Source organism: Mycobacterium spongiae (assembly GCF_018278905.1).
GTDB lineage: Bacteria > Actinomycetota > Actinomycetes > Mycobacteriales > Mycobacteriaceae > Mycobacterium > Mycobacterium spongiae.
Genome location: NZ_CP046600.1, coordinates 656,238 through 679,353, shown reverse-complemented (window position 1 = coordinate 679,353; position 23,116 = coordinate 656,238). Strand labels below are relative to the sequence as shown.

Here is a 23,116-nt window from a genome sequence, read left to right as displayed (position 1 = left end):
GTGAGCGACCCGGGCGTGCACGAGGCCGTCCGACCCAGCCCGATCTTCTTGAGCCTGGTCGGTTTGACGAGCGCCGGGGCCGCATTGGCCTGGCTGGCCGGAGCAACCGCGCGGCCGCTGGCCTACGTCGGAGTGTTTACCTTCGTCATCGCCGGCTGGTTGGTGTCGCTGTGCCTGCATGAATTCGGACATGCCGTCACCGCCTGGCGATTCGGGGACCACGATGTCGCGATTCGCGGCTACCTGACGCTCGACCCGCGGCGCTACAGCCATCCGATGCTCTCGCTCGGACTCCCCATGGTGTTCATAGCGCTAGGCGGCATCGGCCTCCCGGGTGCCGCGGTGTATGTGCAGACCTGGTTCATGACGGCGTCGCGCCGCACCCTGGTGAGTTTGGCCGGACCCGCGGTGAACACCGTGCTGGCGGCGTTGTTGCTGACGACCGCACGATTGTTGTTCGACCCCGCACACACCGTGATGTGGGCCGGCGTCGCATTCCTGGGATTCCTTCAGGTCACCGCGGTGGTTCTGAACCTGCTGCCAATCCCCGGTCTGGACGGCTATGGCGCACTCGAGCCGCATCTGAGTCCGGAAACGCAACGCGCGCTAGCCCCGGCCAAGCAGTTCGCCATGGTTTTCCTGTTGCTGCTTTTCCTGGCGCCGGCGCTCAACCGGTGGTTTTTCGGGATCGTCTACTGGCTCTTCGAACTGTCCGGGGTGCCGCGCTGGCTGGCCGCGGCGGGCAGCGTCCTCACCCGCTTCTGGAGCATCTGGTTCTAACACCGCGCTGACCCGCGACCGCGCGCATCCGAGCGAGTCACCGCGGCACGGAGAACCCCAGCGCCGAGCGGGCCGCCGGGTCGCAATCATCGAGCAGGTCCAGACAACGGCCGTACTCGTCGGTCTCACCGATAGTGTCAGCGGCGCGCGCCAGCGCCGCCACGCAGCGCAGGAAGCCTCGATTGGGCTCGTGGGAGTACGGCACCGGACCGAACCCCTTCCAGCCATTACGGCGCAGCTGGTCGAGGCCGCGGTGGTAACCGGTACGCGCATATGCGTACGCCGTCACGACCTTGCCGTCGGCCAAGGCTCCTTCGGCGAGTGCGGCCCAGGCCACCGACGCCTCGGGGTGAGCGGCCGCGACGGTGGCCGGGTTTTCCCCGGCGAGCAATGCGGCTTCACTCTCGCGGTCACCAGGCAGCAGGATCGGATCAGGTCCCAGAAGATCACGCATCGGCGTCATGGTGTCTATTGTGCCTAGCCGCCGATTCCGCTCGCGCACCCAACCTCGACGACAACGCCGACCGGCGCTGACGATAAGGCCAACCGACGGCGGGGTCGCTAAGCTCCACATACCCACTCGATTTCGTGAGGACAGCACCACCTATGCCCAACGCACCCGAGATGCCCAACGCACCCGAGCCGGATCGCGGCCCCACCGAACCCAGGGATGAGCCGACGAGTGAGCGACCCACGGATGCCGGCGAAGCAGCTAACAGGGACAACCCTCCACCGCCCAGTGACGCCCAAACCGAGACCGTGGTGATCACCAGCCCCGTTCCCGAGGACAATCCCCACGAGGCGCCGCCGGAGGCACAGCGCGAACGCCGCTTCACCGCGCCCGGCTTCGACGCAAGAGAGACCCAGGTCATCGCGACTGGCCCGGAACCCGCCACCGAAGTTTTCCCAACTCATCCGGCGCCGATCACCCCACCGCCGCCGGCCGGCAGTTCTTCTCCGAAAGTAGCGGCGCCGCAATCGATCCCACCCCGTCCGGACGGCAAGCTACCGAAATCCAAACAAAGCACCCTCGGGTGGGTACTGGCCGTGGTCGCCATAGTCTTGGCGCTGGCCGCGATCGCCATCCTCGGCACGGTGTTGCTCACCCGCGGCAAACACTCGAAGGTCTCTCAAGAGGACCAGGTGCGGCACACTATCCAGAACTTTGACATTGCGGTCCAGACGGGCGACCTCACTGCCCTGCGCAGCATTACCTGCGGCACGACTCGCGATCGCTATGTTCACTACGACGAGCGTGCCTGGGCAGACACGTACCGCCGGGTCGCGGCAGCCAAGCAATATCCGGTCATCGCCAGCATCGACCAGGTCGTCGTCAATGGCCAACACGCCGAGGCCAACGTCACCACGTTCATGGCCTACGATCCGCAGGTCCGCTCCACCCGCAGCCTTGACCTGCAGTTCCGTGACGACCAATGGAAGATCTGTCAGTCCGCGGATAGCTAGTCGTGGCAAATTGCTGATATTTTGCTGATCGTTTGCCAATTGGCCATCAGCAAGACCCGGCCGCACCACCAGCGCGTCATATTGACCGATTAGCTGCGTCCCCATGGGAGAAAAGATCGACGCGGCAATGCGGTGAAATCCGTCCTGTGGCAAGGTATTGGCGAACTGCCTGTTCCCACTGCGCGTAGCGGCCCCCCGGCCGTGACGGAAGCGCCGTGTCACGTCTCATTTGTCAAGGAAAGGCAGGTGGACGCAACGTGAGCATCCGCCAACCAACAGTCGAACACTCGACCATCGATATGCGCCAGGTTCTTGGCCTTGGAACGCCGAAAGCCATCGATCTGTGGCTGGATGTCGTCACAGATCTGCCGGACCGTGCTCACGAACTTGCCGCTCTGTCGAAGGCAGAGTTAGCACGACTCGGCCAGTTGCTGGACAACGCCAACGGCGTTGAGTTGTTGGAATCGGTTGACCACCAACTGGCCGCGCAGGCGCTTCGGGCCATGGACCCGATGGTGGCCGCTTCACTCATCGACGCGCTTGACACCGACCATGCCGCCGACATCCTGCGGGAACTCAAAGAGCCAAAGCGCGAAGCGTTATTGATGTTGCTGCCGCTGGAGCGGGCGAAGGTGCTGCGTAGCCTGTTGAGCTGGCCGGAGGATTCCGCCGCGGCGCACATGGTGCCCGAAACGCTGACCGTGCGCCCAGACATGACGGTTTCGGAAGCCGTCGCCAGCGTGCGTGACCACGCGTCGGGCCTGCGTAGCGATTCGCGAACCACCGCCTACGTCTACGTGACCGACGCCGACTCCCACCTCTTGGGCGTGGTGGCGTTCCGGGCTCTGGTGCTGGCCAATCGCGTACAGCGGGTCTCCGATCTGATGACCGACGACCTCATCGTCGTCTCGCCGCTGACCGACAAAGAGCTGGCCGCGCAGACTCTCATGAGCCACAACCTGATGGCGGTGCCCGTCGTCGACGGTGACAACAGGCTGCTTGGCATCCTCGCCGAAGACGAAGCGATCGACATTGCCGAGGAAGAGGCAACCGAAGACGCCGAGCGACAAGGGGGTTCAGCGCCTCTCGAGGTGCCGTATCTGCGGGCGTCGCCCTGGCTGCTGTGGCGCAAGCGGGTCGTCTGGCTCCTCGTGCTGTTCGCCGCCGAAGCCTATACCGGCACCGTCCTACGGGCGTTCTCCGAGGAAATGGAGGCGGTGGTGGCGCTGGCGTTCTTCATTCCACTTCTGATCGGTACCGGCGGCAATACGGGCACCCAGATCGCCACCACCCTGGTCCGTGCGATGGCCACCGGTCAAGTCCGGTTTCGCGATATGCCTGCGGTGCTGGCCAAGGAGCTATCGACCGGGGTACTGGTCGGCATCACGATGGCAAGCGCCGCGGTGGTTCGCGCCTGGACGTTGGGCGTGGGGCCGGAGGTGACGGTGACGGTCTCATTGTCGGTGGCAGCGATCGTGCTGTGGTCGTCGCTGGTAGCGGCCTTCCTTCCGCCCGTGTTGAAGAAGTTGCGTGCCGACCCAGCAATTGTTTCGGGGCCGATGATCGCCACCATCGTCGACGGCACGGGCCTGATGATCTACTTCATGATCGCGCACATGACGCTGTCACAGCTTCAGGGTCTATGAGCGCCCGCCCACACCACACTGCAGGCTCCGCTCAGCTGGAGAGGGACCTCCCGGCGCAGTGGAGGTCGTTGCAGGCCTCCACCACCCGCTCGGTCATGCCCGCTTCGGCCTTCTTGAGATAACTGCGGGGGTCATAGACCTTCTTGACGCCAACCTCGCCATCCACCTTGAGCACGCCGTCGTAGTTGGTGAACATGTGCGTCACGATCGGGCGGGTGAACGCATACTGAGTGTCGGTGTCGACGTTCATCTTCACGACGCCGTACTCCAGCGATTCCTCGATCTCTGACTTCTCCGAGCCCGAGCCGCCATGGAAAACGAAGTCGAAAGGCTTCGCCCGGACCCCATCAGCGTCAGCCAAACCGAGCTTGGCCGCGGCCACCTTTTGCCCTTGGGCAAGGATGTCGGGGCGAAGCTTGACGTTGCCCGGTTTGTAGACGCCGTGCACATTGCCGAACGTCGCGGCCAAAAGGTACTTGCCCTGGTCGCCGGCACCCAGCGCATCGATGGTTTTCTCGAAGTCCTCAGGGCTGGTGTAGAGCTTGTCGTTGATCTCGTGCGCGACGCCGTCCTCTTCGCCACCGACGACGCCGATCTCAATCTCCAGGATAATTTTGGCCGCCGCCGCCACCTTGAGCAGTTCCTGTGCGATGACCAGATTCTCATCGAGCGGTATCGCCGACCCATCCCACATGTGCGATTGGAACAAAGGATTGGCACCTTTGCCCACTCTCTCCGAGGAGATAGCCAGCAGCGGCCGGACGTAGGTGTCGAGCTTGTCCTTGGGGCAGTGGTCGGTGTGCAGAGCGACGTTGATCGGGTACTTGGCCGCAATGATGTGGGTGAACTCGGCCAGCGCGACCGCACCGGTGACCATGTCCTTGACCCCAAGACCGGAGCCGAACTCGGCACCGCCAGTGGAGAATTGGATGATGCCGTCGCTACCGGCGTCGGCGAAACCCTTGATTGCGGCGTTGACCGTTTCCGAGGAGGTGCAGTTGATCGCCGGAAAGGCGTACGAGTTCTCCTTGGCACGCCCCAGCATCTCGGCGTAGACCTCGGGCGTTGCGACAGGCATGAACGACCTCCTCAAGACTCCAATCTTCCCAGTATCGCAACACCACTATTTCGACGAGCAGCCAGTCCGGCCTGCGCCTGTGCCTCGCGCAGCGAGTCGGCCGGTATGTTGAGACCTCATGAGCACCGCCGTGTCGGCCCTGCCGGACATCCTCGACCCGATGTACTGGTTGGGCGCCAACGGCGTCTTCGGGTCCGCGGTCCTGCCCGGCATTTTGATCATCGTCTTTGTCGAGACCGGCTTGTTGTTTCCCCTGCTACCGGGTGAGTCGCTGCTGTTCACCGGCGGGCTGCTGGCCGCAAGCCCAGAGGCACCGGTGGCCATCGGGGTGCTCGCCCCATGCGTCGCGATTGTCGCCGTGCTCGGCGATCAGACCGCCTACTTCATCGGGCGCCGCATTGGGCCAGCCCTATTCAAAAAAGAGGACTCCCGCTTCTTCAAGAAGCACTATGTGACCGAGTCGCACGCCTTTTTCGAAAAGTACGGGCCCGCGACGATCATCCTGGCCCGGTTCGCCCCGATCCTGCGGACCTTCGTACCGGTGATCGCCGGCGTTTCGTACATGCGGTATCCGGTGTTCTTGGGATTCGACATCATCGGCGGCATCAGCTGGGGGGCCGGTGTGACGCTGCTGGGCTACTTCCTCGGCAATGTTCCCTTTGTCCACAAGAACCTGCAGCTGATCATCCTGGGAATACTGTTCGTGTCGCTCATGCCGGCCATGATCTCCGCCGCGCGGGTCTACCGGGCGCGGCGCCGTTCCGCTGGAAATGCCGAGGCCGAGCCCAACCAGGTGGCCCTACCCGAGTGAGCCGCCGTCCGTCGTGACGCGATAGGCGGCTTCCATCAGCATCCACCCGGAGAGCTGCACCGACAGATCCCGCTCGGCAACCTCGGAACCACTCACCGCGCCCTCGATGAACTGCGCCTGAGCACCGCCGGCCGTCGGCAATTCGGCGTCGCGGTCCCAGAACGGCCCGAATACCGGCAGACCGTCGACGGTTTGCCGATAGTCCCACGCCGACTTCGCCGAGGCCAGCACCACGCTGCGGGCTACGTCGCGGGCGGCCACGTCGCCCGCGGCGTCGCCTGGCAACGCGGTCGCCACCAGCGCAAGGTAGCGGGCGGTGATGCCCGCGAACAGGCCGCCGTCCCCGCCGCCGGCGCCCTTCAGCACACCCGATGGCGCCATGTGCTCATTCACTGCCGCGACCAGGCGGTGCACCCGTGGCGCATGCCTGTCGTCGTGGGTGCGTGCGGCGAGTTCGGCTTCCAGCCCGAGCACGACGCCCTGGCAGTAGGTGTACTGGGCGCGCACCAGCGACCCTGCCTTGATGCCGTCGAACACCAGGTGCGTCTCGGGGTCGATCAGCGTGCGGTCGATCCAGTCGGCCATCTGCTGTGCCCGCCGCAGCCGGTCCCCATACCGAGCGAGAAAGATTCCGGCCGGACCGTTCGCGGGAGCGTTGAAGAACTGGTCTTGTTTGCGCCAAGGGATCCCGCCGCCGTCCTCAGGCACCCAGGATTTGACGAACTGATCGGTCAGTTTCGGCAGCGCTCGCCGCCGTTCGACGCCGGCCACCCGGGCCGCGCGTTCCAGCGCCAGGGCCAGCCACGCCATGTCGTCGTAGTAATTGTTTGTCCACGAGAAGTTGTTGCGTAGCCGGTGCGAGCGAACCTGCCGATTGAGCTGGGTGCGCCGGTGTGGTTGCGGATCCCGCAACTGCGCGTCGATGAGGCAATCGAGAAGATGCGCCTGCCACCAGTAGTGCCAGGTGCCGAACAATCGATCGCGCCGTTGCGACGGCCAGGCCACCACTCCGAGCTGGGTACCCGGCAACGCCCAGAGCCGCTTCAGGTGTCGTTGCGTCACGGCGGCTTCGGAGCTGGCTGCCCGGTTCGCCCATACCTGGTCCATGATGTAGATCTTGCCTTACCAGGCGGCGGCCGCGATTCCAGTCGATCCCGCGTGACGGCCCCGGCGCGCGGCGCCCGGCCCGGGAGAACGTTAATTCTCAATAATTCTCGATAATTCTCGATAATTCTCGATCGCAGGGGTTGGCTTCAGCCTTTCCTGACCGGATGCTTGAGGAGCCGTCGAACGGAATGGAGGACGACCACATGGTTGGCGATCACCACGTTGCCCACCTCGCAGGTGGCGTCGAAAGCCACACGGAGTCAACAACTTACCTTCAGAAACGACAGCTCAAGACCGGCAGCGCCGGCTGGTTGCTACTCGCGGGGCTCGGCGTCAGCTATGTGGTGTCGGGGGACTATTCGGGTTGGAACTTCGGGCTAGCACGCGGCGGCTTCGGCGGATTGGCCATAGCCGCCGTGGTGATCGCCGCGATGTATTTGGCCTTGGTGTTGGGCATGTCCGAACTAGCGTCGGCGCTGCCGACTGCGGGCGGAGGGTATACGTTCGCCCGCCGCGCTCTGGGGCCATGGGGGGGATTCGCGACGGGTACCGCGGTATTGATCGAGTACGCGATCGCACCTGCGGCCATCGCCACATTTATCGGCGCATACGTTCAGTCGCTGGGCCTGTTCGGCATTCGCGACGGTTGGTGGGTGTATTTGACGATCTACGTCGTCTTCATCGGTATTCATCTCAGCGGAGTCGGTGAGGCACTCAAGGTGATGTTCGTGATTACCGCCGTTGCGCTGGTGGGCATCGGAGTCTTCGCGGTGGCGGCTGTTGGCCGCTTCCAGCTGGCCAATTTGACGGACATCCCCGCTTCCGACGCGGTGGGCGCATCCGTCTTTCTGCCGCACGGCTACCTCGGGGTGTGGTCGGCGCTGCCGTTCGCGATCTGGTTCTTCCTGGCGGTGGAAGGAGTTCCGCTGGCCGCTGAGGAAACCGCCGATCCGGCGCGCAATGTTCCCCGCGGGATCACCGCAGCCTTGAGCGTCTTGCTGACGACGTGCGCGGTCGTGCTGCTGTTGGCCACCGGCGCGGGTGGCGCCGACGCACTGTCGTCAGCGGGTAATCCACTGGTCGTCGCGTTGGGGCAAACGAGCGCCGCCCACATCGTCAACTACATCGGGTTGGCCGGCCTCATCGCCAGCTTCTTCTCGATCATTTTCGCCTATTCGCGACAGCTCTTCGCGCTATCACGGGCGGGTTACCTGCCGACGGCGCTGTCAATCACCAACTCTCGCAAAGCGCCGACGCTGGCTCTCGTCGTCCCCGGTGTCATCGGGTTCGCATTGTCCCTGACCGGCAAAGGCGACCTTCTGCTCAATATGGCCGTGTTCGGTGCCACCCTGAGCTACGTGCTGATGATGATCAGTCATATCGTGCTACGCCGGCGCGTACCCGAGATGCCACGCCCCTACCGGACCCCAGGTGGAACCGCCACCACCGGGTTTGCCTTGGTGGTTGCGGCACTAGCCCTCGTTGCTACATTTCTGGTGGACGGCGTGGCCTTCTTGTGCTGCTTAGGAGTGTTCGTGTCCTTCATGCTCTACTTCGCCCTCGTTAGCCGGCACCGCTTGGTCGCCAATTCCCCGGACGAAGAGCTGGCCGGGCTCGACGACGTCGAAAACAGACCAGTATGAGTTTCCGGCAAGCTGTTTCAGGTACCACGTACACCTTTGACGGTCTGGTTGACGTGATGGCTAAAGCGACGCCATTGCGCTCCGGTGATCAGCTGGCCGGCTGCGCCGCCGAACACGACGCCGAGCGTGCCGCCGCCGCTTGGGTGCTCGCCGACATCCCGCTGACAACTTTTCTCAACGACGTGGTCGTACCGTACGAGACCGACGAGGTTACCCGGCTCATTATCGACAGTCATGATCGAACCGCGTTCAGCCCGATTTCTCATCTGACGGTGGGCGGTCTTCGCGATTGGCTGTTGGAGATCGCAACCCGCGACGACAGCGCGGTGCAGATCGCGGCAGTTTCGTCCGGCCTGACCCCGGAAATGGTTGCCGCAGTGTCGAAAATCATGCGCAACCAGGATCTGATTCTGGTTGCCGCGGCCGCGACCGCGACGGCGGCCTTCCGCACCACCGTGGGGTTGCCGGGCAGGCTCGCCACTCGGTTACAGCCCAACCATCCGACCGACGACCCTCGCGGCATTGCCGCCGGGATGCTCGACGGCTTGCTCATGGGCTGCGGTGACGCGGTGGTTGGGATCAATCCCGCGACCGACTCGCCACACGCAACGGCGGATTTGCTCTGTCTTCTCGACGACATCCGGCAACGTTTCGCTATCCCGATGCAGTCGTGCGTGCTGTGTCATGTGACTACCACCATGGAACTGATCGACCAAGGTGTGCCCGTGGATCTGGTATTCCAGTCGATCGCGGGCACCCAAGACGCCAACTCCAGTTTCGGCGTGACCATCCCAATGTTGTTGGAAGCCAACGAAGCCGCACGGTTGCTACGGCGCGGTACCGTCGGCGACAACGTCATGTATCTCGAGACTGGACAAGGGTCGGCCCTGTCGGCCGGCGCACACCTCGGCGTCGGGGGCAAACCCGTCGATCAACAGACGTTGGAGGCGCGAGCCTACGCGGTGGCCCGAACGCTCCAGCCCTTGTTGATCAACACGGTGGTCGGGTTCATCGGACCCGAATACCTCTACGACGGAAAGCAGATCATCCGCGCCGGGCTCGAAGACCACTTCTGTGGGAAACTTCTCGGCCTCCCCATGGGCGTAGACGTCTGCTACACCAATCACGCCGAGGCCGATCAAGATGATATGGATACGCTGCTCACTCTGCTGGGAGTGGCGGGCGCCGCGTTCGTCATTGCCGTCCCTGGCGCCGACGACATCATGCTCGGCTATCAAAGCCTGTCATTTCACGATCCCTTGTACGTGCGTCAGGTGCTGCGGCTGCGCCCTGCACCGGAATTCGAAGCCTGGCTGGCCGGTCTCGGTATGGCAGACCCCGACGGCCGGATTCTGCCCATCGATCTCGCAACCTCGCCACTGCGCGCATTGGCAAGTGGCGCATGAATACTCCGGACCCGCGTTCGGCTGACGACCTCTGGGCACTGCTCCGGGAGGCGACCCAGGCACGGATTGGGCTTGGACGTGCGGGCAACTCGCTGCCAACTCGGCGAGTCCTCGAGTTCCAAGCCGCACACGCCGCCGCGCGCGACGCCGTGCACGACCCCCTGGAGGTGGACAGCCTCGTCGAGCAGATCCACGAACTGGGGATCGGTGCACCGCTACGTGTGCAGAGTCAGGCAACGTCACGTGGCGAGTTTCTTCGCCGGCCCGACCTCGGCCGCCGTCCGGCAGACCTGTCGGTCCTGGCGAAGACTGGCGCGGACATCGGTATCGTGCTCGCCGACGGCCTTTCCCCCCGTGCGCTTACTGATCATGCCGCCGGCCTGGTAGCTGCTCTGGTCCGCGAATTCAACGACCGCTATCGCATCGCCCCACCTGTCATCGCGACCCAGGCTCGCGTGGCTCTGGGCGACCACATTGGTCACGCGTTGGCAGTAGGCACCGTGCTGGTGATCATCGGGGAACGACCAGGACTGTCGGTCGCCGACAGCCTCGGAATCTACCTGACCCATCGCCCCTCGCCTGGTCTCACCGACGCCGACCGCAACTGCATTTCCAACATCCATCCTCCCGACGGACTCGACTACGAAACCGCCGCGGCAACTACCGCGGTGCTCGTCGCCGGGGCTCGCAAACTTGGCCGCTCGGGTGTCGACCTCAAAGACACTTCTCGTAGCGAACTGGCCGGCAGCGACGTCCTAAGCGTGGAATGACGTCCGGGTGCGGGGATCGCCCGCCAGCGCCGACAGCAACTCTTGCAAGCCTGACAGGGAGTGTGCCGGTAAGAAGAGGTCACAATGGGGCAGCGCCGCCGCCATCGAACCCGCCAGCGGCACGAACTCGCCATGGGCCGCGCGCGGATTGAGCCAGACCAGCACCTCGGCGCGCCGACGCACCCTAGCCAGCTCGCGCTCCAGCACGTCGGGAGGATCGCTGTCCCAGCCATCGGAGGCGATGATCACGACCGCTCCGCGCAGCGCGTTCCCGTACGGCGGAGCCAGCAGCGCACCGATGCTGCGACCGATAAACGTGCCGCCGTAGCGATCGCTCACCTTGGCGTTGGCCCGCTCCAGCGCCACTTCGGCCGAGCGGTGCGATAGCACCGCGGTCAGCCGAGTCAACGAAGTCGAGAACGCGAAGACCTCGGGACGAATCCGCGCTTGGCGTAGCACCGCCGCCCGCATCAGGTGCAGATAGATAGCGGCGAAAGGCTGCATCGACCGGCTGACGTCGCAGACCAGCACCACGCGCCTGGGACGACGCCGGGGCCGAGTTCTCGCAAGCAGCAACGATTCCCAACCGGTCGATCGTGAAGCATTCATCGTCGCCCGCAGGTCGATCCGCTTGCCGTGCGGACTGGACTCATGGCGCAGGCTGCGCCGCCGGGGCCAGCGTGCCACCGTGGCCTCCAGCCAGCCTCCGAGCAGTCGCAGATCGTCGGGATCGAACTGGTCGAACGGTTCATCGGCGAGGGCGGCGATGCGGCTGGGCAGGAGGTCGGGCAGTTGGATGCCGGGCTCGTCCCGGTCGGCGCTGGCCGCCACCGGCTGCCGGGTAGTCCAGGGCAGATCCTGGGCCTGGCGGGCACTCGATCGGCCGTCCGCGCGATGCACGACGCCGGCGGCGGGCGCGCGGGGGCCCGCAAGTGGCAGCGACGAGGCGGCCCGGCTCGCACCGTCGGGTTCATCGGTCCCGAAAACGCCGAACACTGACGCGAACACCGCATCGAACGCGGCAACATCTTCGCGCCGGTTCACCAGCGTTATCCGTGCTGCCCAATACAGGGACGTGGGAGTGTGCGGCACCAACTGCCGCAGAGCCGCTACCAGACTCGCTGGACCGCTAGCGGAAACCAGCACCCCGGCACCCCGCAGCCGCGCGACCGTGGCCGCCGCGAACGCCGCGAGATCAACACCGCGCAATAACAGAGGGGTAGTCATCCCCGTCCAGCTCGTCGCCGGTCCCAGTCGATTGCGCCGCTCCTCCTCATCGCTACGCTCTGCATCGTCGCCGGCGCACCCTATGGCGCCGCTCCTCCTCATCGCTACGCTCTGCATCGTCGCCGGCGCACCCTATGGCGCCGCTCCTCCTCATCGCTACGCTCTGCATCGTCGCCGGCGCAGCAACCAGATCAGCAGCAGTGCCGTCAGACCCGCCAGCGCCACCGCACCATAGGTCTTGACCTGGCCGCCGCCGGCGAGCTCCAGTAGGTCGATCGGCGCCGGCTCGGAAGCGGCCGACTGGCGAGCGGAAGCCGGGGCAGTCGGCGTCGACGGTGTCGGCGTGCCAGCGGCGTCCTCGGCGCTCGCTGTGGGCGTTGAAGTCTGCACCGCCAGTTCGGCTTCCAGCGATTCCACGAACTGGCCCAGCAATTTCTCCGAGACCTGTTGCAGCATTCCTTTGCCGAACTGCGCCAGCTTGCCGACGATCTTGAGATCGGTGTCGACGACGACGTGAGTGGATTCCCCGGCCTGCTGGAGCTGGGCGGTGACCGTGGCGGCCGCGTTGCCCGTGCCGCGGGACTCCTTGCCTTTGCCGTCGATGACCGCACGGTACTCGGCACGGTCCAGCTCGACGAAATGCACTTTGCCGCTGAACTCGCTGGTCACCGGACCAACCTTGACCTTGACCTTGCCGAGGTAGTCCTCCCCCTCATGACCGGTCAGCTGGGCTCCCGGCATCAACGGGATCACCCGCTCCAGGTCGCTGAGCACATCCCAGGCCTGCTCGATGGGTGCGCTGACGGTGAACTCGTTGGCGATCTTCATGCTGTGCGTCCTCTCATGTGCGGCTGTACTCAGCAAAAGCGTGGTACGCATCGCGAATCAGCGTACGATCATCGGGTGTTTTGGCCAGCGCCCCGAGACTGGCAACCACCGACGGATCGACCAGGTCAGCGACCCCCAGCGCCACCAGGGCCCCGACCCAATCGATTGTCTCAGCTACCCCGGGCGGCTTGTCGAGATCGAGATCGCGTACGCTGCCGATGAATTGGGTAGCATGCTCAATCAGCGGCGCGGTGGCACCGGGCACCGTCCGGCGCACAATCTCGGCTGCCCGGGCCGGCTCTGGGTAGTCGATCCAGTGATACAGACATCGCCGCCGGAGTGCGTCATGCAGGTCGCGGCTGCGATTCGACGTGAGCACGGCGATCGGCGCACGCTCGGCGACGAAGGTGCCCAGCTCCGGAACGCTGACGCTGGATTCGCCGAGGAACTCCAGCAGCAAGGCTTCGAATTCGTCATCAGCACGGTCGATTTCGTCGATGAGCAGCACCGGTGCTGCCGATCCACGATGGCGCACGCATCGCAGAATGGGCCGATCCACCAGATATGCCTCGGTGTACAAGTCGGCTTCGGAAATGTCTGAAAGGCCGGCACCACGCGCTTCGGCCAGCCGGATCGACAGTAGCTGGCGTTGGTAATTCCAATCGTAGAGCGCCTCGCTCGCGGTCAGCCCTTCATAACACTGGAGCCGAACGAGCTCGGTACCCAATACCGCTGCAAGGGTTTTCACCGCTGTCGTCTTACCGACGCCGGGTTCACCCTCCAGCAACAGCGGCCTGCCCAGCGTCACCGCAAGATAGATCGCGGACGCGGTGCCCATGTCGAGCAGGTAGTCGTCAGCGTCGAACTGGCGGATCACGTCGTCCGGGTCGGTAAACGTCACCGTCGTCACGGCGGCACCGATTCCAACAGCCGCCGATAGTCGTCCCAAGTGTCGACGTCCAGTGGTACACACCCGTCCACCTCGACTTCGCCCACCCGGTACCGTCCCGACCCCACCAGCTTCCACACCGCCTTGTCCCCGTGAAGTCCGGACAACTCGCCGAATACGCTGCGGCTAAACCAGAATGGATGCCCGATGCCGTCGCGATAGCCGCACACCATGATGTCATCCACGAGCCCTATTCGGCCGCGCTGCACCATCCGTCGAATGGTCGCGGGGTGCACTTGTGGTTGGTCGCCCAACAACAGCACGACGCCGGCAGATCTCGGATCCACCCTTTCCAACGCGGCGCGTAGCGAAGCCGAACACCCGGTGCCGAAGTCCTCGACAACCACCACGTCTACCCCGTCCAGGTCCACCGCGTCGCGCACTGCATCGGCGGCCCCGCCCAGGGTGACGATCAGCTGGTCGAATCCGGCGGCGCGAGCGATCGCAAGGACCGCCCCGAGCACGGTTGTATCCTGATACGGCAGCACTTGTTTGGGAGTTCCCAACCGGCGGGATGCGCCGGCTGCCAACACGACACCGGTGACCTGGGGCGACGTCATGTGCCGGTTTCTCCGCCCGCGAACGCGGTCCGGCATCCGGGGCTGCAGAACCAATACTCCACATCGGCCAGCAACAGGTGCTCGGTGGCGGGACCGACCGCGACCGTCATGCCACACACCGGGTCAACGGCATCGCGCGGAGCGCTCGTCACCGGCATGGGCTGGCCCAGGTCGCCGCGGCGCAGGGCGGCGATCACTTCGGCAGCGATCGACACCGCGATCTCTGCCGGCGTCTTGGCGCCGATACCCAAGCCGACCGGAGTGTGTACGCGAGCGCGTTCGGCCTCGTTGAGATCCAGTGAGTCCAGGATCGATGCACCGCGAATTTTACTGGCTACCAGGCCAATATACCCAATACCATGGTCCAGCGCGGCACGTACGATTTCGGCCTCCGGACCGCCATGACTGGCGATCACCACGGCGGTAGTGTCGGCGAGTTCAAGGTCGACCCGACCGTCGCCGGCCGACACTTCTCTGGCCTCGTAACCCAGCACGCCACAAAGCTGGATGAGCGCCGCGGCGATGGGCGTGGCTCCGTAGACCTGGATCACCGGGGGCGGCAGTTGCGGCGCCAGGAAAATCTCCAGCGAGCCACCCGACAGGCATGGGTTGACCACAACGGACGCCCCGGGGGATTCTGGGAAGTGCACGTCGCCATCGGGAAGGACTCGCAGCAGCACGCTTTCGCCTGCCTGCAGTACTCCCAGCGCCGCCTTGCGGACGGAATTCTGTGCGCACTGGCCGCCAACGAAGCCTTCGATTGTGCCGTCTGCCAATAAAATTGCTTCATCGCCGGGATAAGCGGAGGCAGGTGGCCCAGCACGGACCACGGTCGCGTGCACAAACGGGGTCCGCGCGGCCAACAGCTGCGCTGCCCGTTCGCTGATCGTCATCCACGCTCCTTGGCCGACCCGTTTGAATGTGCGCGGCTCCTCCTCGGGCTCATACCTCTCCCCGCGTCGTCGCCACGCGGCTAGATGGGCGGTGTGGCCCGCCCTTGCATTGCCTCCCAGACCCGCGACGGGGTCAGCGGCATGTCAGCGTGGCGAACCCCCAATGGGGCCAACGCATCCACCACGGCGTTGACGACCGCCGGCGGCGACCCCACAGTCGCCGATTCGCCGACGCCTTTCGCACCGATCGGATGATGCGGCGACGGCGTCACGGTATGTCCGGTCTCCAAGTGCGGGACCTCGAGAGCGGTCGGAATCAGGTAGTCCATCAACGAACCACCCAGGCAGTTGCCTTCCTCGTCGAAGGCGATCATCTCCATCAGCGCCATGCCAATGCCGTCGACAATGCCGCCGTGCACCTGACCCTCGATGATCATCGGGTTGATCCGAGTGCCGCAGTCGTCCACAGCCAGGAAGCGCCGCACTTTGACCGCGCCAGTGCCTGGATCGACGTCCACCACACAGATGTAGGCGCCGTACGGGTAGGTCAGATTCGATGGGTTGTAACAGACTTCGGCGTCGAGTCCGCCCTCGATACCGTCCGGTAGCTCAGCGGCCCCGTGCGCGCGCATCGCGATGTCGGCAATCGTCACCGACGCCGACGGGTCGCCCTTGACGTGGAAGGAGCCCTTCTCCCACTCCAGGTCGGCGACCGAAACCTCAAGCATGCCCGACGCGATGATCTTGGCCTTGTCGCGCACCTTGCGGGCTACCAGAGCCGCCGCCCCGCCCGAGACGGGAGTCGACCGGCTGCCGTAGGTCCCCAACCCGAACGGCGTCTGGTCGGTATCACCGTGCACCACCTCGATGTCGTCCGGTGGAATTCCCAGCTCCTCAGCAACGATCTGCGCGAACGTCGTCTCGTGTCCCTGGCCCTGGGTCTGAACCGAAAGGCGGACCACAGCTTTGCCGGTCGGATGCACGCGAAGCTCGCAGCCGTCGGCCATACCGAGGCCAAGAATGTCCATGTCTTTGCGCGGTCCGGCACCGACGGCCTCGGTGAAGAACGCCATGCCAATACCCATCAGCTCGCCACGAGCCCGTCTTTCTTGTTGTTCGGCGCGTAGTGCGTCATAGCCGATCATGTCCATGGCCTTGCGCATGGTGGTCTCGTAGTCACCGGAGTCGTACACCCATCCGGTCTTGGACGTATACGGGAACTGCTCGGGTCTCAACAGGTTCCGCAGTCGCAGCTCAGCCGGGTCCATCTGCAGCTCGTGGGCCAGACAGTCCACCAGCCGTTCCACGAAGTAGACGGCCTCCGTGATCCGGAACGAGCACGCATAGGCGACCCCGCCGGGCGCCTTGTTGGTGTACACCGCGGTCATGTGGCAATACGCCGCTTCGAGGTCGTAGCTGCCGGTGAACACGCCATAGAACCCGGCCGGGTACTTCAGCGGGGCGGCCTGGGCGTTGAATGCGCCGTGGTCGGCCAACACATTCGAGCGAATCGCCAGAATCTTGCCGTCACTGGTGGCGGCAATCTCGCCGACCATCACGTAGTCGCGGGCGAAGCCGGTGGACGTCAGGTTCTCGCTGCGGTCCTCCATCCACTTGACCGGCTTGCCCAGCACCAGCGAGGCGACGATCGCACACACATACCCGGGATAGATCGGCACCTTGTTGCCGAAACCGCCGCCGATGTCGGGTGAGAGCACCCGAATCTTGTGTTCGGGCAGCCCGGCGACCATTGCGTACACCGTGCGGTGCGCGTGCGGCGCCTGCGACGTAGTCCACAGCGTCAACTTGCCGGTCACTGGATCCAGATCCGCCACCGCGCCACAGGTTTCCATCGGTGCCGGGTGCACCCGCGGGTAGACCATCTCCTGCTTGACGACGACGTCGGCGTTGGCGAAGACGGCCTCGGTCGCAGTCGCGTCACCGGTTTCCCAGTCGAAGATGTGGTTGTCGGCCTTGCCGTCGAGATCGGAGCGGATCACTGGCACCGACGGGTCGAGTGCGGTTCGGACATCGACCACAGGATCGAGTGGTTCGTAGTCGACGTCAATCAACTCCAGCGCGTCCCGGGCCGAGTATCGGTCCTCGGCAACGACGAACGCCACCTCCTGGCCTTGGAAGCGCACCTTGTCGGTAGCCAGCACGGCCTGGACGTCGTTGGCCAGCGTTGGCATCCAGGCCAGGCCCTTTTCGGCCAGATCCGCGCCAGTGACCACGGCCTTGACCTTCGGATGTGCCAGTGCTGCAGTCACATCGACCCCGGCGATACGAGCATGCGCGTAGGGCGAACGCAAGATCGCCAGATGAAGCATGCCCGGCAGCGCGACGTCGTCGACGTAGGTGCCCCGGCCCCGAATGAATCGTGGGTCCTCTTTGCGCATCATCCGGCCGTAGCCACAAGGCTTTTGGTTGTTATCGGCGGTATCTTCCGGACGTTCGTCCGGTGCTGGCGGACGTGCTTCGGTGGTGGTCATGATGTGGCCGCCTCGGTCGTGGAGTTGTGTGCCGCCCACTGAATCGAGCGCACGATCGTGGTGTATCCGGTGCAGCGGCAGATCTGCCCGGAGATCGCCTCCCGGATGGTTTCCTCGTCGGGGTCGGGATTGCGGTCCAGCAGCGCGCGAGCGGTGATCATCATGCCCGGCGTGCAGAAGCCGCACTGCAGGCCGTGGCAGCGCATGAATCCTTCTTGCACCGGGTCGAGCTGGCCGTCGTGACCTGCCAGCCCCTCGACCGTACGGACGCTGTGCCCCGATGCCATCACGGCAAGCATCGTGCACGACTTCACCGGAACGCCGTCCACGTCGACGACGCACGTACCGCAGTTGCTGGTGTCGCAACCCCAGTGGGTTCCGGTGAGCCGCAGCTCATCACGCAGAAAGTGCACCAGCAGCATCCGGGGTTCGACGTCTGCGGTGACCAGTTCGCCGTTGACTGTGATGTTCACCTGCATTGTTAGGTCCCTTCTGGGGCGGGCTGGCTGTGTACCCGTTGGGCAGAGGTACGCAGCGTGCGGACGGTCAATTCGCCGGCCAGGTGGCGCTTGTACTCCACAGTGCCGCGGACGTCGGCGGCCGGGTCGCAGGCTTGCGCGGCCCGCCGGCCCGCCTCGGCGAAGACCTCCTCGGTGGCGGGCTGGCCGACCAGGTGAGCGGAGAGCTCTGCGAGTGCGGCCGGGTCGGGATTGACCGCGGTCAAGTCGACGCGGGCGGCGGCGATCGTGTCGTCTTCTTGGCCATCCAGGGTGAGACTTGCGCCTGCCGCGGTGACCGCCCAGTCGCCCACCCGTCGTTCGACCTTCGCGTAGGCGCTGGAGCTTCTGTGTCGCAGGGGAATTCGAACCTCGACCAAGACCTCGTTGTAGGCGAGGGTGGTCTCGTACGGCCCTGCCAGGAATTCGTCGATGGCGATCTCGCGTTCGCCCGAAGGCCCTCGTGCCAGGCATACCGCATTCAGCACACTGCACACGGTCGACAGGTCTTCAGCGGGATCGGCCTGGCAGAGCGAGCCGCCAAGGGTGCCACGATTGCGGACGACCGGGTCGGCGATCACCCGTTCGGCATCGCGGAAGATCGGACACACCGAGGCCAACGCGTCCGATTCGAGAATCTCGCGATGGCGGCTCATCGCACCGATGCGTACCAGGGTGGGATCGGTGATCACGTACCCCAGCTCAGGCACCAGGTCGTTGATATCGACGAGGTACTCGGGGTTGGCAATGCGCAGCTTCATCATCGGCAACAGGCTGTGGCCGCCGGCGACCACTCGCGCCCCCTCACCCAACCGATCTAGTAGCCCGATTGCGTGGTCGACGCTGGTGGCACGTTCATATTCGAAAGGACCAGGAACTTGCATGATGACCTCACCGGATCACGAGGACAGGAAATTCCAGTGTCGGCCGCTGACAAAACGGGCGTCAATGTCGAGTTAAGTGATCGCTGATGTCACCCGGTGACGGCCCTAAACTCGCCTTCCCCCTGAGTGTCGTGGTGGATTCGCCCGTCGACGTCCGCGAGCGGGCGTCCGCCGCCACCCCAGCGGCGGGCGATGATGTCTGCGGCGATCGACACCGCGGTCTCCTCCGGCGTTCGGGCGCCGAGGTCCAGTCCGATCGGGCTGGACAACCGACTCAGCTCGGCGTCGGTCAGCCCCACCGCGCGCAGCCGGTCCATCCGGTCGTCATGCGTTCGTCGCGAACCCATCGCGCCCACATACCCCACCTTGGGCAGGCGTAGCGCCACCTCGAGGAGCGGGACATCGAACTTGGGATCGTGGGTGAGCACACAGATGACAGTGCGCTCGTCGACGGCTCCCACCTGCGCTTGCGCGGCCAGATAGCGGTTGGGCCACTCGACAACGACATCATCGGCCGTGGGAAAGCGGGCTGGCGTAGCGAATACCGCACGGGCGTCGCAGACCGTGACGCGGTAGCCGAGGAACGATCCCTGCCGCGCCAATGCGGCAGCGAAGTCGATCGCGCCGAAGACCAGCATCCGCGGGCGCGGCGAATAGCTGGACACGAAGACTTCCATGCCATCGCCGCGACGCTGACCATCGGGTCCGTACTCGAGGACCTCACTGCGCCCGACCGCGAGCAGGCCTCGGGCATCGTCGGTGACTGCCGCGTCCGACCGGGCCGACCCCAGCGTTCCCGCGGCGGGTCTGCTCGGGTCGGGGCGGACGATGAGCCGCCGGCCCACCCACCCCGGCTCCGGATGAGCGATGACCGTCGCGATCGCCACCGGCCGATGAGCGCCGATGTCGTCGACCACCTCGCCAAGTTCGGGGAAGGTCTCCCGCGACACTGCCTCGACGAAGATGTCAATCACGCCGCCGCAGGTCAGGCCCACCGCGAAGGCGGTGTCCTCGCTCACCCCGTAGCGTTGCAGCATCGGCGTCCCGCTGCTGGCCACGTCGGTCGCCAGTTCGTACACGGCGCCCTCGACACAACCACCCGAGACCGACCCACTCACCGAACCATCGGGAGCTACCACCATCGCAGCTCCCGGCGCCCGGGGAGCCGAGGAGAACGTTCGCACCACCGTGCCCAGCCCGGCGGTTTCGCCGGCGCTCCAGATCGACATCAGCTGGGCGAGCACTTCGCGCACGCTTTCCAAAGTAGGCGCCCAAAGTAGGCTGAGCCTCATGACCCCGGCTCAGCTGCGAGCCTATTCAGCGGTAGTGCGTTTGGGCTCGGTGCGAGCGGCCGCCGCAGAACTGGGCGTTTCCGACGCTGGAGTCTCGATGCATGTCGCGGCATTGCGCAAGGAACTCGACGACCCGTTGTTCACCAGGACGGGCGCCGGGCTGGCGTTCACACCGGGCGGGCTGCGACTGGCCAGCCGTGCCGTCGAAATCCTCGGCCTGCAGCAGCAAACCGCGATTGAGGTCACCGAGGCGGCCCACGGGCGGCGGTTGCTGCGCATCGCCGCGTCGAGCACCTTTGCCGAGCACGCGGCGCCGGGTCTGATCGAACTCTTCTCGTCCCGGGCCGACGACCTCTCCGTTGAGTTGAGCGTGCATCCGACGAGCCGGTTTCGCGACCTGATCTGTTCGCGCGCGGTCGACATCGCGATCGGGCCGGCAAGCGAGAGCTCAATCGGTTCCCACGACTCGCTCTTCGTCCGACCCTTCCTGAAGTACCAGATCATTACCGTCGTCGCGCCGAATAGCCCACTGGCCTCCGGTGTTCCGACGCCCGCGCTGTTGCGCCAACAATTGTGGATGCTGGGCCCATCGGCGGGCAACGTCGACGGCGAGATCGCAACCATGTTGCGCGGCTTGGCAATTCCGGAATCACAACAACGGATCTTCCAAAGTGACGCCGCCGCTTTGGAGGAGGTGCTGCGTGTCGGCGGTGCCACGCTGACCATCGGTTTCGCGGTCGCTAAGGATCTGGCCGCCGGGAGACTGGTGCATGTGACCGGCCCGGGGCTGGACCGGACGGGTGAGTGGTGCGCGGCGACGTTGGCGCCGTCAGCTCGCCAACCCGCAGTATCCGAACTCGTTCGCTTCATCACCACCCCGAGATGTACCCAAGCGATGATCCGGGGCAGCGGAGTGGGGGTGGCGAGGTTCCGCCCGAAAGTCCATGTCACCCTGTGGAGTTAGCTATAGGCTCGCAGGGGTCCTTTGAGTTGAGGAGATAAGCATGAGTGTGTACAAGGTGATCGACATCATCGGCACGAGCCCGACATCATGGGAGCAGGCCGCGGCGGAGGCGGTGCAGCGGGCGCGCGAAAGCGTCGACGACATCCGGGTGGCCCGAGTGATTGAGCAGGACATGTCCGTGGACTCGAGCGGCGCGATCACCTTCCGCATCAAGCTGGAGATCTCATTCAAGATGAGGCCGGCGAAACCTCACTAGGGCTGCTGATCATCGGCGAGATTCACCAAGCGCGAGCCAGATCCCCGTGCTGCCCGATCCAGGCATGCATTGCGATGCCGGCAGCGACCCCGGCGTTAATGCTGCGCGTCGAGCCGAATTGGGCGATCGACACCGTGATCGCGGCACCGGCCCGGGTGTCATCGGTGATGCCCGGACCTTCCTGCCCGAACACGAACAGGCATTCGCGTGGCAGCGCGGTGCGCTCGAGCCGCACGGCGCCGGGGACGTTGTCCACGGCGACCACGGTCAAACCCGCACTTTCCGCGAAGTCCAGGAGAGCGGCCGTGTTGTCGTGGTGGCACAACCGCTGGTAGCGATCGGTCACCATCGCACCGCGCCGGTTCCAGCGCCGACGGCCGACGATGTGGACCGTATGGACCGCGAACGCATTGGCAGTGCGCACCACCGAACCGATGTTGGCGTCGTGGGCGAAGTTTTCGATTGCGACATGCAGGGGGTGACGACGCCCGTCGATATCGTCGATGATCGCCTCTCGAGTCCAGTATCGGTACGCGTCAACCACATTGCGAGTATCGCCGTCACGCAACAACGTTGGGTCGTAGCGCGGGTCATCGGGCAGATCTCCCACCCAGGGACCCACACCGGCGCCAGGTGACCCCCACTCGGTGGGGCCCACGCATTCACTCATCGGATGGTCCACACCGCGGCATGCGTGCCGACGATCGCCACCGTCGCGTACAAGAGCGCCTCGTTGATTTCGCCCTGCGTGCACAGCGACACTTTGACATGCACCGCGTCCAGCGACGCTTCCGGCAGGATCAGCACCGATGATCCATACGTCGTGCACGCCGGGCTCAAGCCGCGGCCGGGAAGCGTCGGCGCCGCCAGCAACATCATCGGGCCACCGCGGGCCGCGGAGTCGTCACGATACCGCGCCGCGACAGCATCGGCGGTCAACCCCAGCAGCATGTAGCCGTTGCCGTTGAACGCCATCGGGTTTCCCAGCTGTGCAGTGGTCAATGGTCGGCCGTCGGCGCGCCAGGCGGACACGCTGGTGGTCCTGACCACCAAGCCGGTGTCATTCTCCTTGGTCGGCAGCATGCCCACCGGAAATGCCGCCGGATATGCTGCCGCGGTATCGGGAATCCGATCCCGGGGCGAGTAGGTGTACACGCCGCGGACCGCGCTGCGATCCTGCAGTGGACCCAGGCAGACCGTACCGGTGAGCTGGTCCGCAGTGGCCGATAGCGGCGAAGCGATGGTGTGCGCGTGCGTGATCGCGTCGTCGCAGCTGCCAAGGCCGGCCGACTCCATCGGATGTGCCAGTGCGCCGTAGAGGCCATAGCGCATGTCCTCGGGCCTGGCGTGCGCCGCCCCAGGGTCGGCCTGCGACGCCACACTCGCCGAGACATCGAAGAGCACATAGTCGCTCTCCCAGCGCAGATTGGAGACGGTCATGTTCCAGCCCAGCACCTCCAGCGACTCGCCGATTCGCCCGGCCGCGGCGCCGTAGACGCGACCGGGATGACTGGCACCCGAACAGCCCACCAAGCAAACAGCGAGAACGATCGCGATGAGTGTGCGCAC

23 protein-coding genes are annotated in these 23,116 nt (G+C 65.1%); 9 read left to right on the top strand and 14 right to left on the bottom strand.

Annotated elements, in window-relative coordinates; translation table 11 throughout:
- Positions 1-780 (top strand): site-2 protease family protein, encoded by a 780-nt coding sequence (locus F6B93_RS02645; protein WP_211697606.1) that lies wholly within the window; start codon positions 1-3, stop codon positions 778-780.
- Between the two features lie 37 nt (positions 781-817).
- Here F6B93_RS02645 and F6B93_RS02640 read toward each other — a convergent pair whose 3' ends face one another.
- Positions 818-1,243 (bottom strand): DUF3151 domain-containing protein, encoded by a 426-nt coding sequence (locus F6B93_RS02640; protein ID WP_211697605.1) that lies wholly within the window; start codon positions 1,241-1,243, stop codon positions 818-820.
- 161 nt (positions 1,244-1,404) lie between these two features.
- Between F6B93_RS02640 and F6B93_RS02635 the strand changes: the two genes are divergently transcribed.
- Positions 1,405-2,244 carry an Rv0361 family membrane protein gene (locus F6B93_RS02635; protein ID WP_211699233.1) on the top strand — a complete coding sequence of 280 codons (840 nt, stop codon included), beginning with the start codon at positions 1,405-1,407 and terminating at the stop codon, positions 2,242-2,244.
- A 299-nt stretch (positions 2,245-2,543) separates the two neighbouring features.
- Positions 2,544-3,890 (top strand): magnesium transporter, encoded by a 1,347-nt coding sequence (mgtE, locus tag F6B93_RS02630; protein WP_425518522.1) that lies wholly within the window; start codon positions 2,544-2,546, stop codon positions 3,888-3,890.
- 31 nt (positions 3,891-3,921) lie between these two features.
- On the opposite strand, the gene fbaA is transcribed toward mgtE, so the two are convergent.
- Positions 3,922-4,968: a class II fructose-bisphosphate aldolase gene (gene fbaA, locus F6B93_RS02625; protein ID WP_211697603.1), complete on the bottom strand. Its 1,047-nt coding sequence runs from the start codon at positions 4,966-4,968 to the stop codon at positions 3,922-3,924.
- A gap of 118 nt (positions 4,969-5,086) precedes the next feature.
- On the opposite strand from fbaA, the gene F6B93_RS02620 reads away from it, so the two are divergent.
- Positions 5,087-5,779, top strand: coding sequence for a VTT domain-containing protein (locus tag F6B93_RS02620; protein WP_211697602.1), 693 nt, complete (start codon positions 5,087-5,089; stop codon positions 5,777-5,779).
- Here the strand turns inward: F6B93_RS02620 and F6B93_RS02615 are convergent.
- Entirely contained in the window at positions 5,768-6,886 is a 1,119-nt protein-coding gene (locus tag F6B93_RS02615) for a glycoside hydrolase family 76 protein (protein ID WP_211697601.1), read from the bottom strand. The two genes, F6B93_RS02620 and F6B93_RS02615, sit on opposite strands and share 12 nt — an antisense overlap.
- Positions 6,887-7,089: 203 nt before the next feature.
- On the opposite strand from F6B93_RS02615, the gene eat reads away from it, so the two are divergent.
- The 3 genes from eat to eutC are packed head-to-tail and all read left to right on the top strand — an operon-like array spanning position 7,090 to position 10,705.
- A complete protein-coding gene (eat, locus tag F6B93_RS02610) occupies positions 7,090-8,529 on the top strand; it encodes an ethanolamine permease (RefSeq protein ID WP_211699232.1) in 1,440 nt (479 codons plus the stop codon).
- Positions 8,526-9,935, top strand: coding sequence for an ethanolamine ammonia-lyase subunit EutB (locus tag F6B93_RS02605; RefSeq protein WP_211697600.1), 1,410 nt, complete (start codon positions 8,526-8,528; stop codon positions 9,933-9,935). Before eat ends, F6B93_RS02605 begins: the two co-directional genes overlap by 4 nt.
- Positions 9,932-10,705 carry an ethanolamine ammonia-lyase subunit EutC gene (gene eutC, locus F6B93_RS02600; RefSeq protein WP_211697599.1) on the top strand — a complete coding sequence of 258 codons (774 nt, stop codon included), beginning with the start codon at positions 9,932-9,934 and terminating at the stop codon, positions 10,703-10,705. The genes F6B93_RS02605 and eutC overlap by 4 nt, the downstream gene beginning before the upstream one ends.
- Here eutC and F6B93_RS02595 read toward each other — a convergent pair.
- The 9 genes from F6B93_RS02595 to F6B93_RS02555 form a co-directional block, all read right to left on the bottom strand.
- On the bottom strand, positions 10,691-11,932 hold the full coding sequence (locus F6B93_RS02595; RefSeq protein ID WP_211697598.1) for a vWA domain-containing protein: 1,242 nt from the start codon (positions 11,930-11,932) through the stop codon (positions 10,691-10,693). The genes eutC and F6B93_RS02595 overlap by 15 nt on opposite strands.
- Positions 11,933-12,088: 156 nt before the next feature.
- On the bottom strand, positions 12,089-12,760 hold the full coding sequence (locus tag F6B93_RS02590; RefSeq protein WP_211697597.1) for an SRPBCC family protein: 672 nt from the start codon (positions 12,758-12,760) through the stop codon (positions 12,089-12,091).
- A 13-nt stretch (positions 12,761-12,773) separates the two neighbouring features.
- Positions 12,774-13,661 carry an AAA family ATPase gene (locus tag F6B93_RS02585; RefSeq protein ID WP_211699231.1) on the bottom strand — a complete coding sequence of 296 codons (888 nt, stop codon included), beginning with the start codon at positions 13,659-13,661 and terminating at the stop codon, positions 12,774-12,776.
- Positions 13,662-13,666: 5 nt separating this feature from the next.
- Entirely contained in the window at positions 13,667-14,269 is a 603-nt protein-coding gene (locus tag F6B93_RS02580; protein WP_211697596.1) for a nucleotidyltransferase family protein, read from the bottom strand.
- Positions 14,266-15,162: an XdhC family protein gene (locus F6B93_RS02575; protein WP_211697595.1), complete on the bottom strand. Its 897-nt coding sequence runs from the start codon at positions 15,160-15,162 to the stop codon at positions 14,266-14,268. The genes F6B93_RS02580 and F6B93_RS02575 overlap by 4 nt, the downstream gene beginning before the upstream one ends.
- A gap of 80 nt (positions 15,163-15,242) precedes the next feature.
- Positions 15,243-17,654, bottom strand: a complete 2,412-nt coding sequence (locus F6B93_RS02570; protein WP_211697594.1) for an aerobic carbon-monoxide dehydrogenase large subunit — start codon at positions 17,652-17,654, stop codon at positions 15,243-15,245.
- Positions 17,651-18,133, bottom strand: coding sequence for a (2Fe-2S)-binding protein (locus F6B93_RS02565; protein WP_211697593.1), 483 nt, complete (start codon positions 18,131-18,133; stop codon positions 17,651-17,653). The genes F6B93_RS02570 and F6B93_RS02565 overlap by 4 nt, the downstream gene beginning before the upstream one ends.
- 2 nt (positions 18,134-18,135) lie before the next feature.
- Positions 18,136-19,035 (bottom strand): FAD binding domain-containing protein, encoded by a 900-nt coding sequence (locus F6B93_RS02560; RefSeq protein WP_211697592.1) that lies wholly within the window; start codon positions 19,033-19,035, stop codon positions 18,136-18,138.
- A gap of 89 nt (positions 19,036-19,124) precedes the next feature.
- Positions 19,125-20,288: an XdhC family protein gene (locus F6B93_RS02555; RefSeq protein WP_211697591.1), complete on the bottom strand. Its 1,164-nt coding sequence runs from the start codon at positions 20,286-20,288 to the stop codon at positions 19,125-19,127.
- A gap of 37 nt (positions 20,289-20,325) precedes the next feature.
- On the opposite strand from F6B93_RS02555, the gene F6B93_RS02550 reads away from it, so the two are divergent.
- Positions 20,326-21,291: a LysR family transcriptional regulator gene (locus tag F6B93_RS02550; RefSeq protein WP_211697590.1), complete on the top strand. Its 966-nt coding sequence runs from the start codon at positions 20,326-20,328 to the stop codon at positions 21,289-21,291.
- Between the two features lie 40 nt (positions 21,292-21,331).
- A complete protein-coding gene (locus F6B93_RS02545) occupies positions 21,332-21,547 on the top strand; it encodes a dodecin family protein (RefSeq protein WP_211697589.1) in 216 nt (71 codons plus the stop codon).
- A 22-nt stretch (positions 21,548-21,569) separates the two neighbouring features.
- Here F6B93_RS02545 and F6B93_RS02540 read toward each other — a convergent pair whose 3' ends face one another.
- Together F6B93_RS02540 and F6B93_RS02535 are read right to left on the bottom strand one after the other, a co-directional pair.
- The gene (locus F6B93_RS02540; protein WP_211697588.1) at positions 21,570-22,217 is read right to left on the bottom strand and encodes a TrmH family RNA methyltransferase; all 648 of its coding nucleotides are present in this window, start codon (positions 22,215-22,217) and stop codon (positions 21,570-21,572) included.
- Complete coding sequence (locus tag F6B93_RS02535) at positions 22,214-23,116, bottom strand: hypothetical protein (protein WP_211697587.1); 903 nt, start codon at positions 23,114-23,116, stop codon at positions 22,214-22,216. The genes F6B93_RS02540 and F6B93_RS02535 overlap by 4 nt, the downstream gene beginning before the upstream one ends.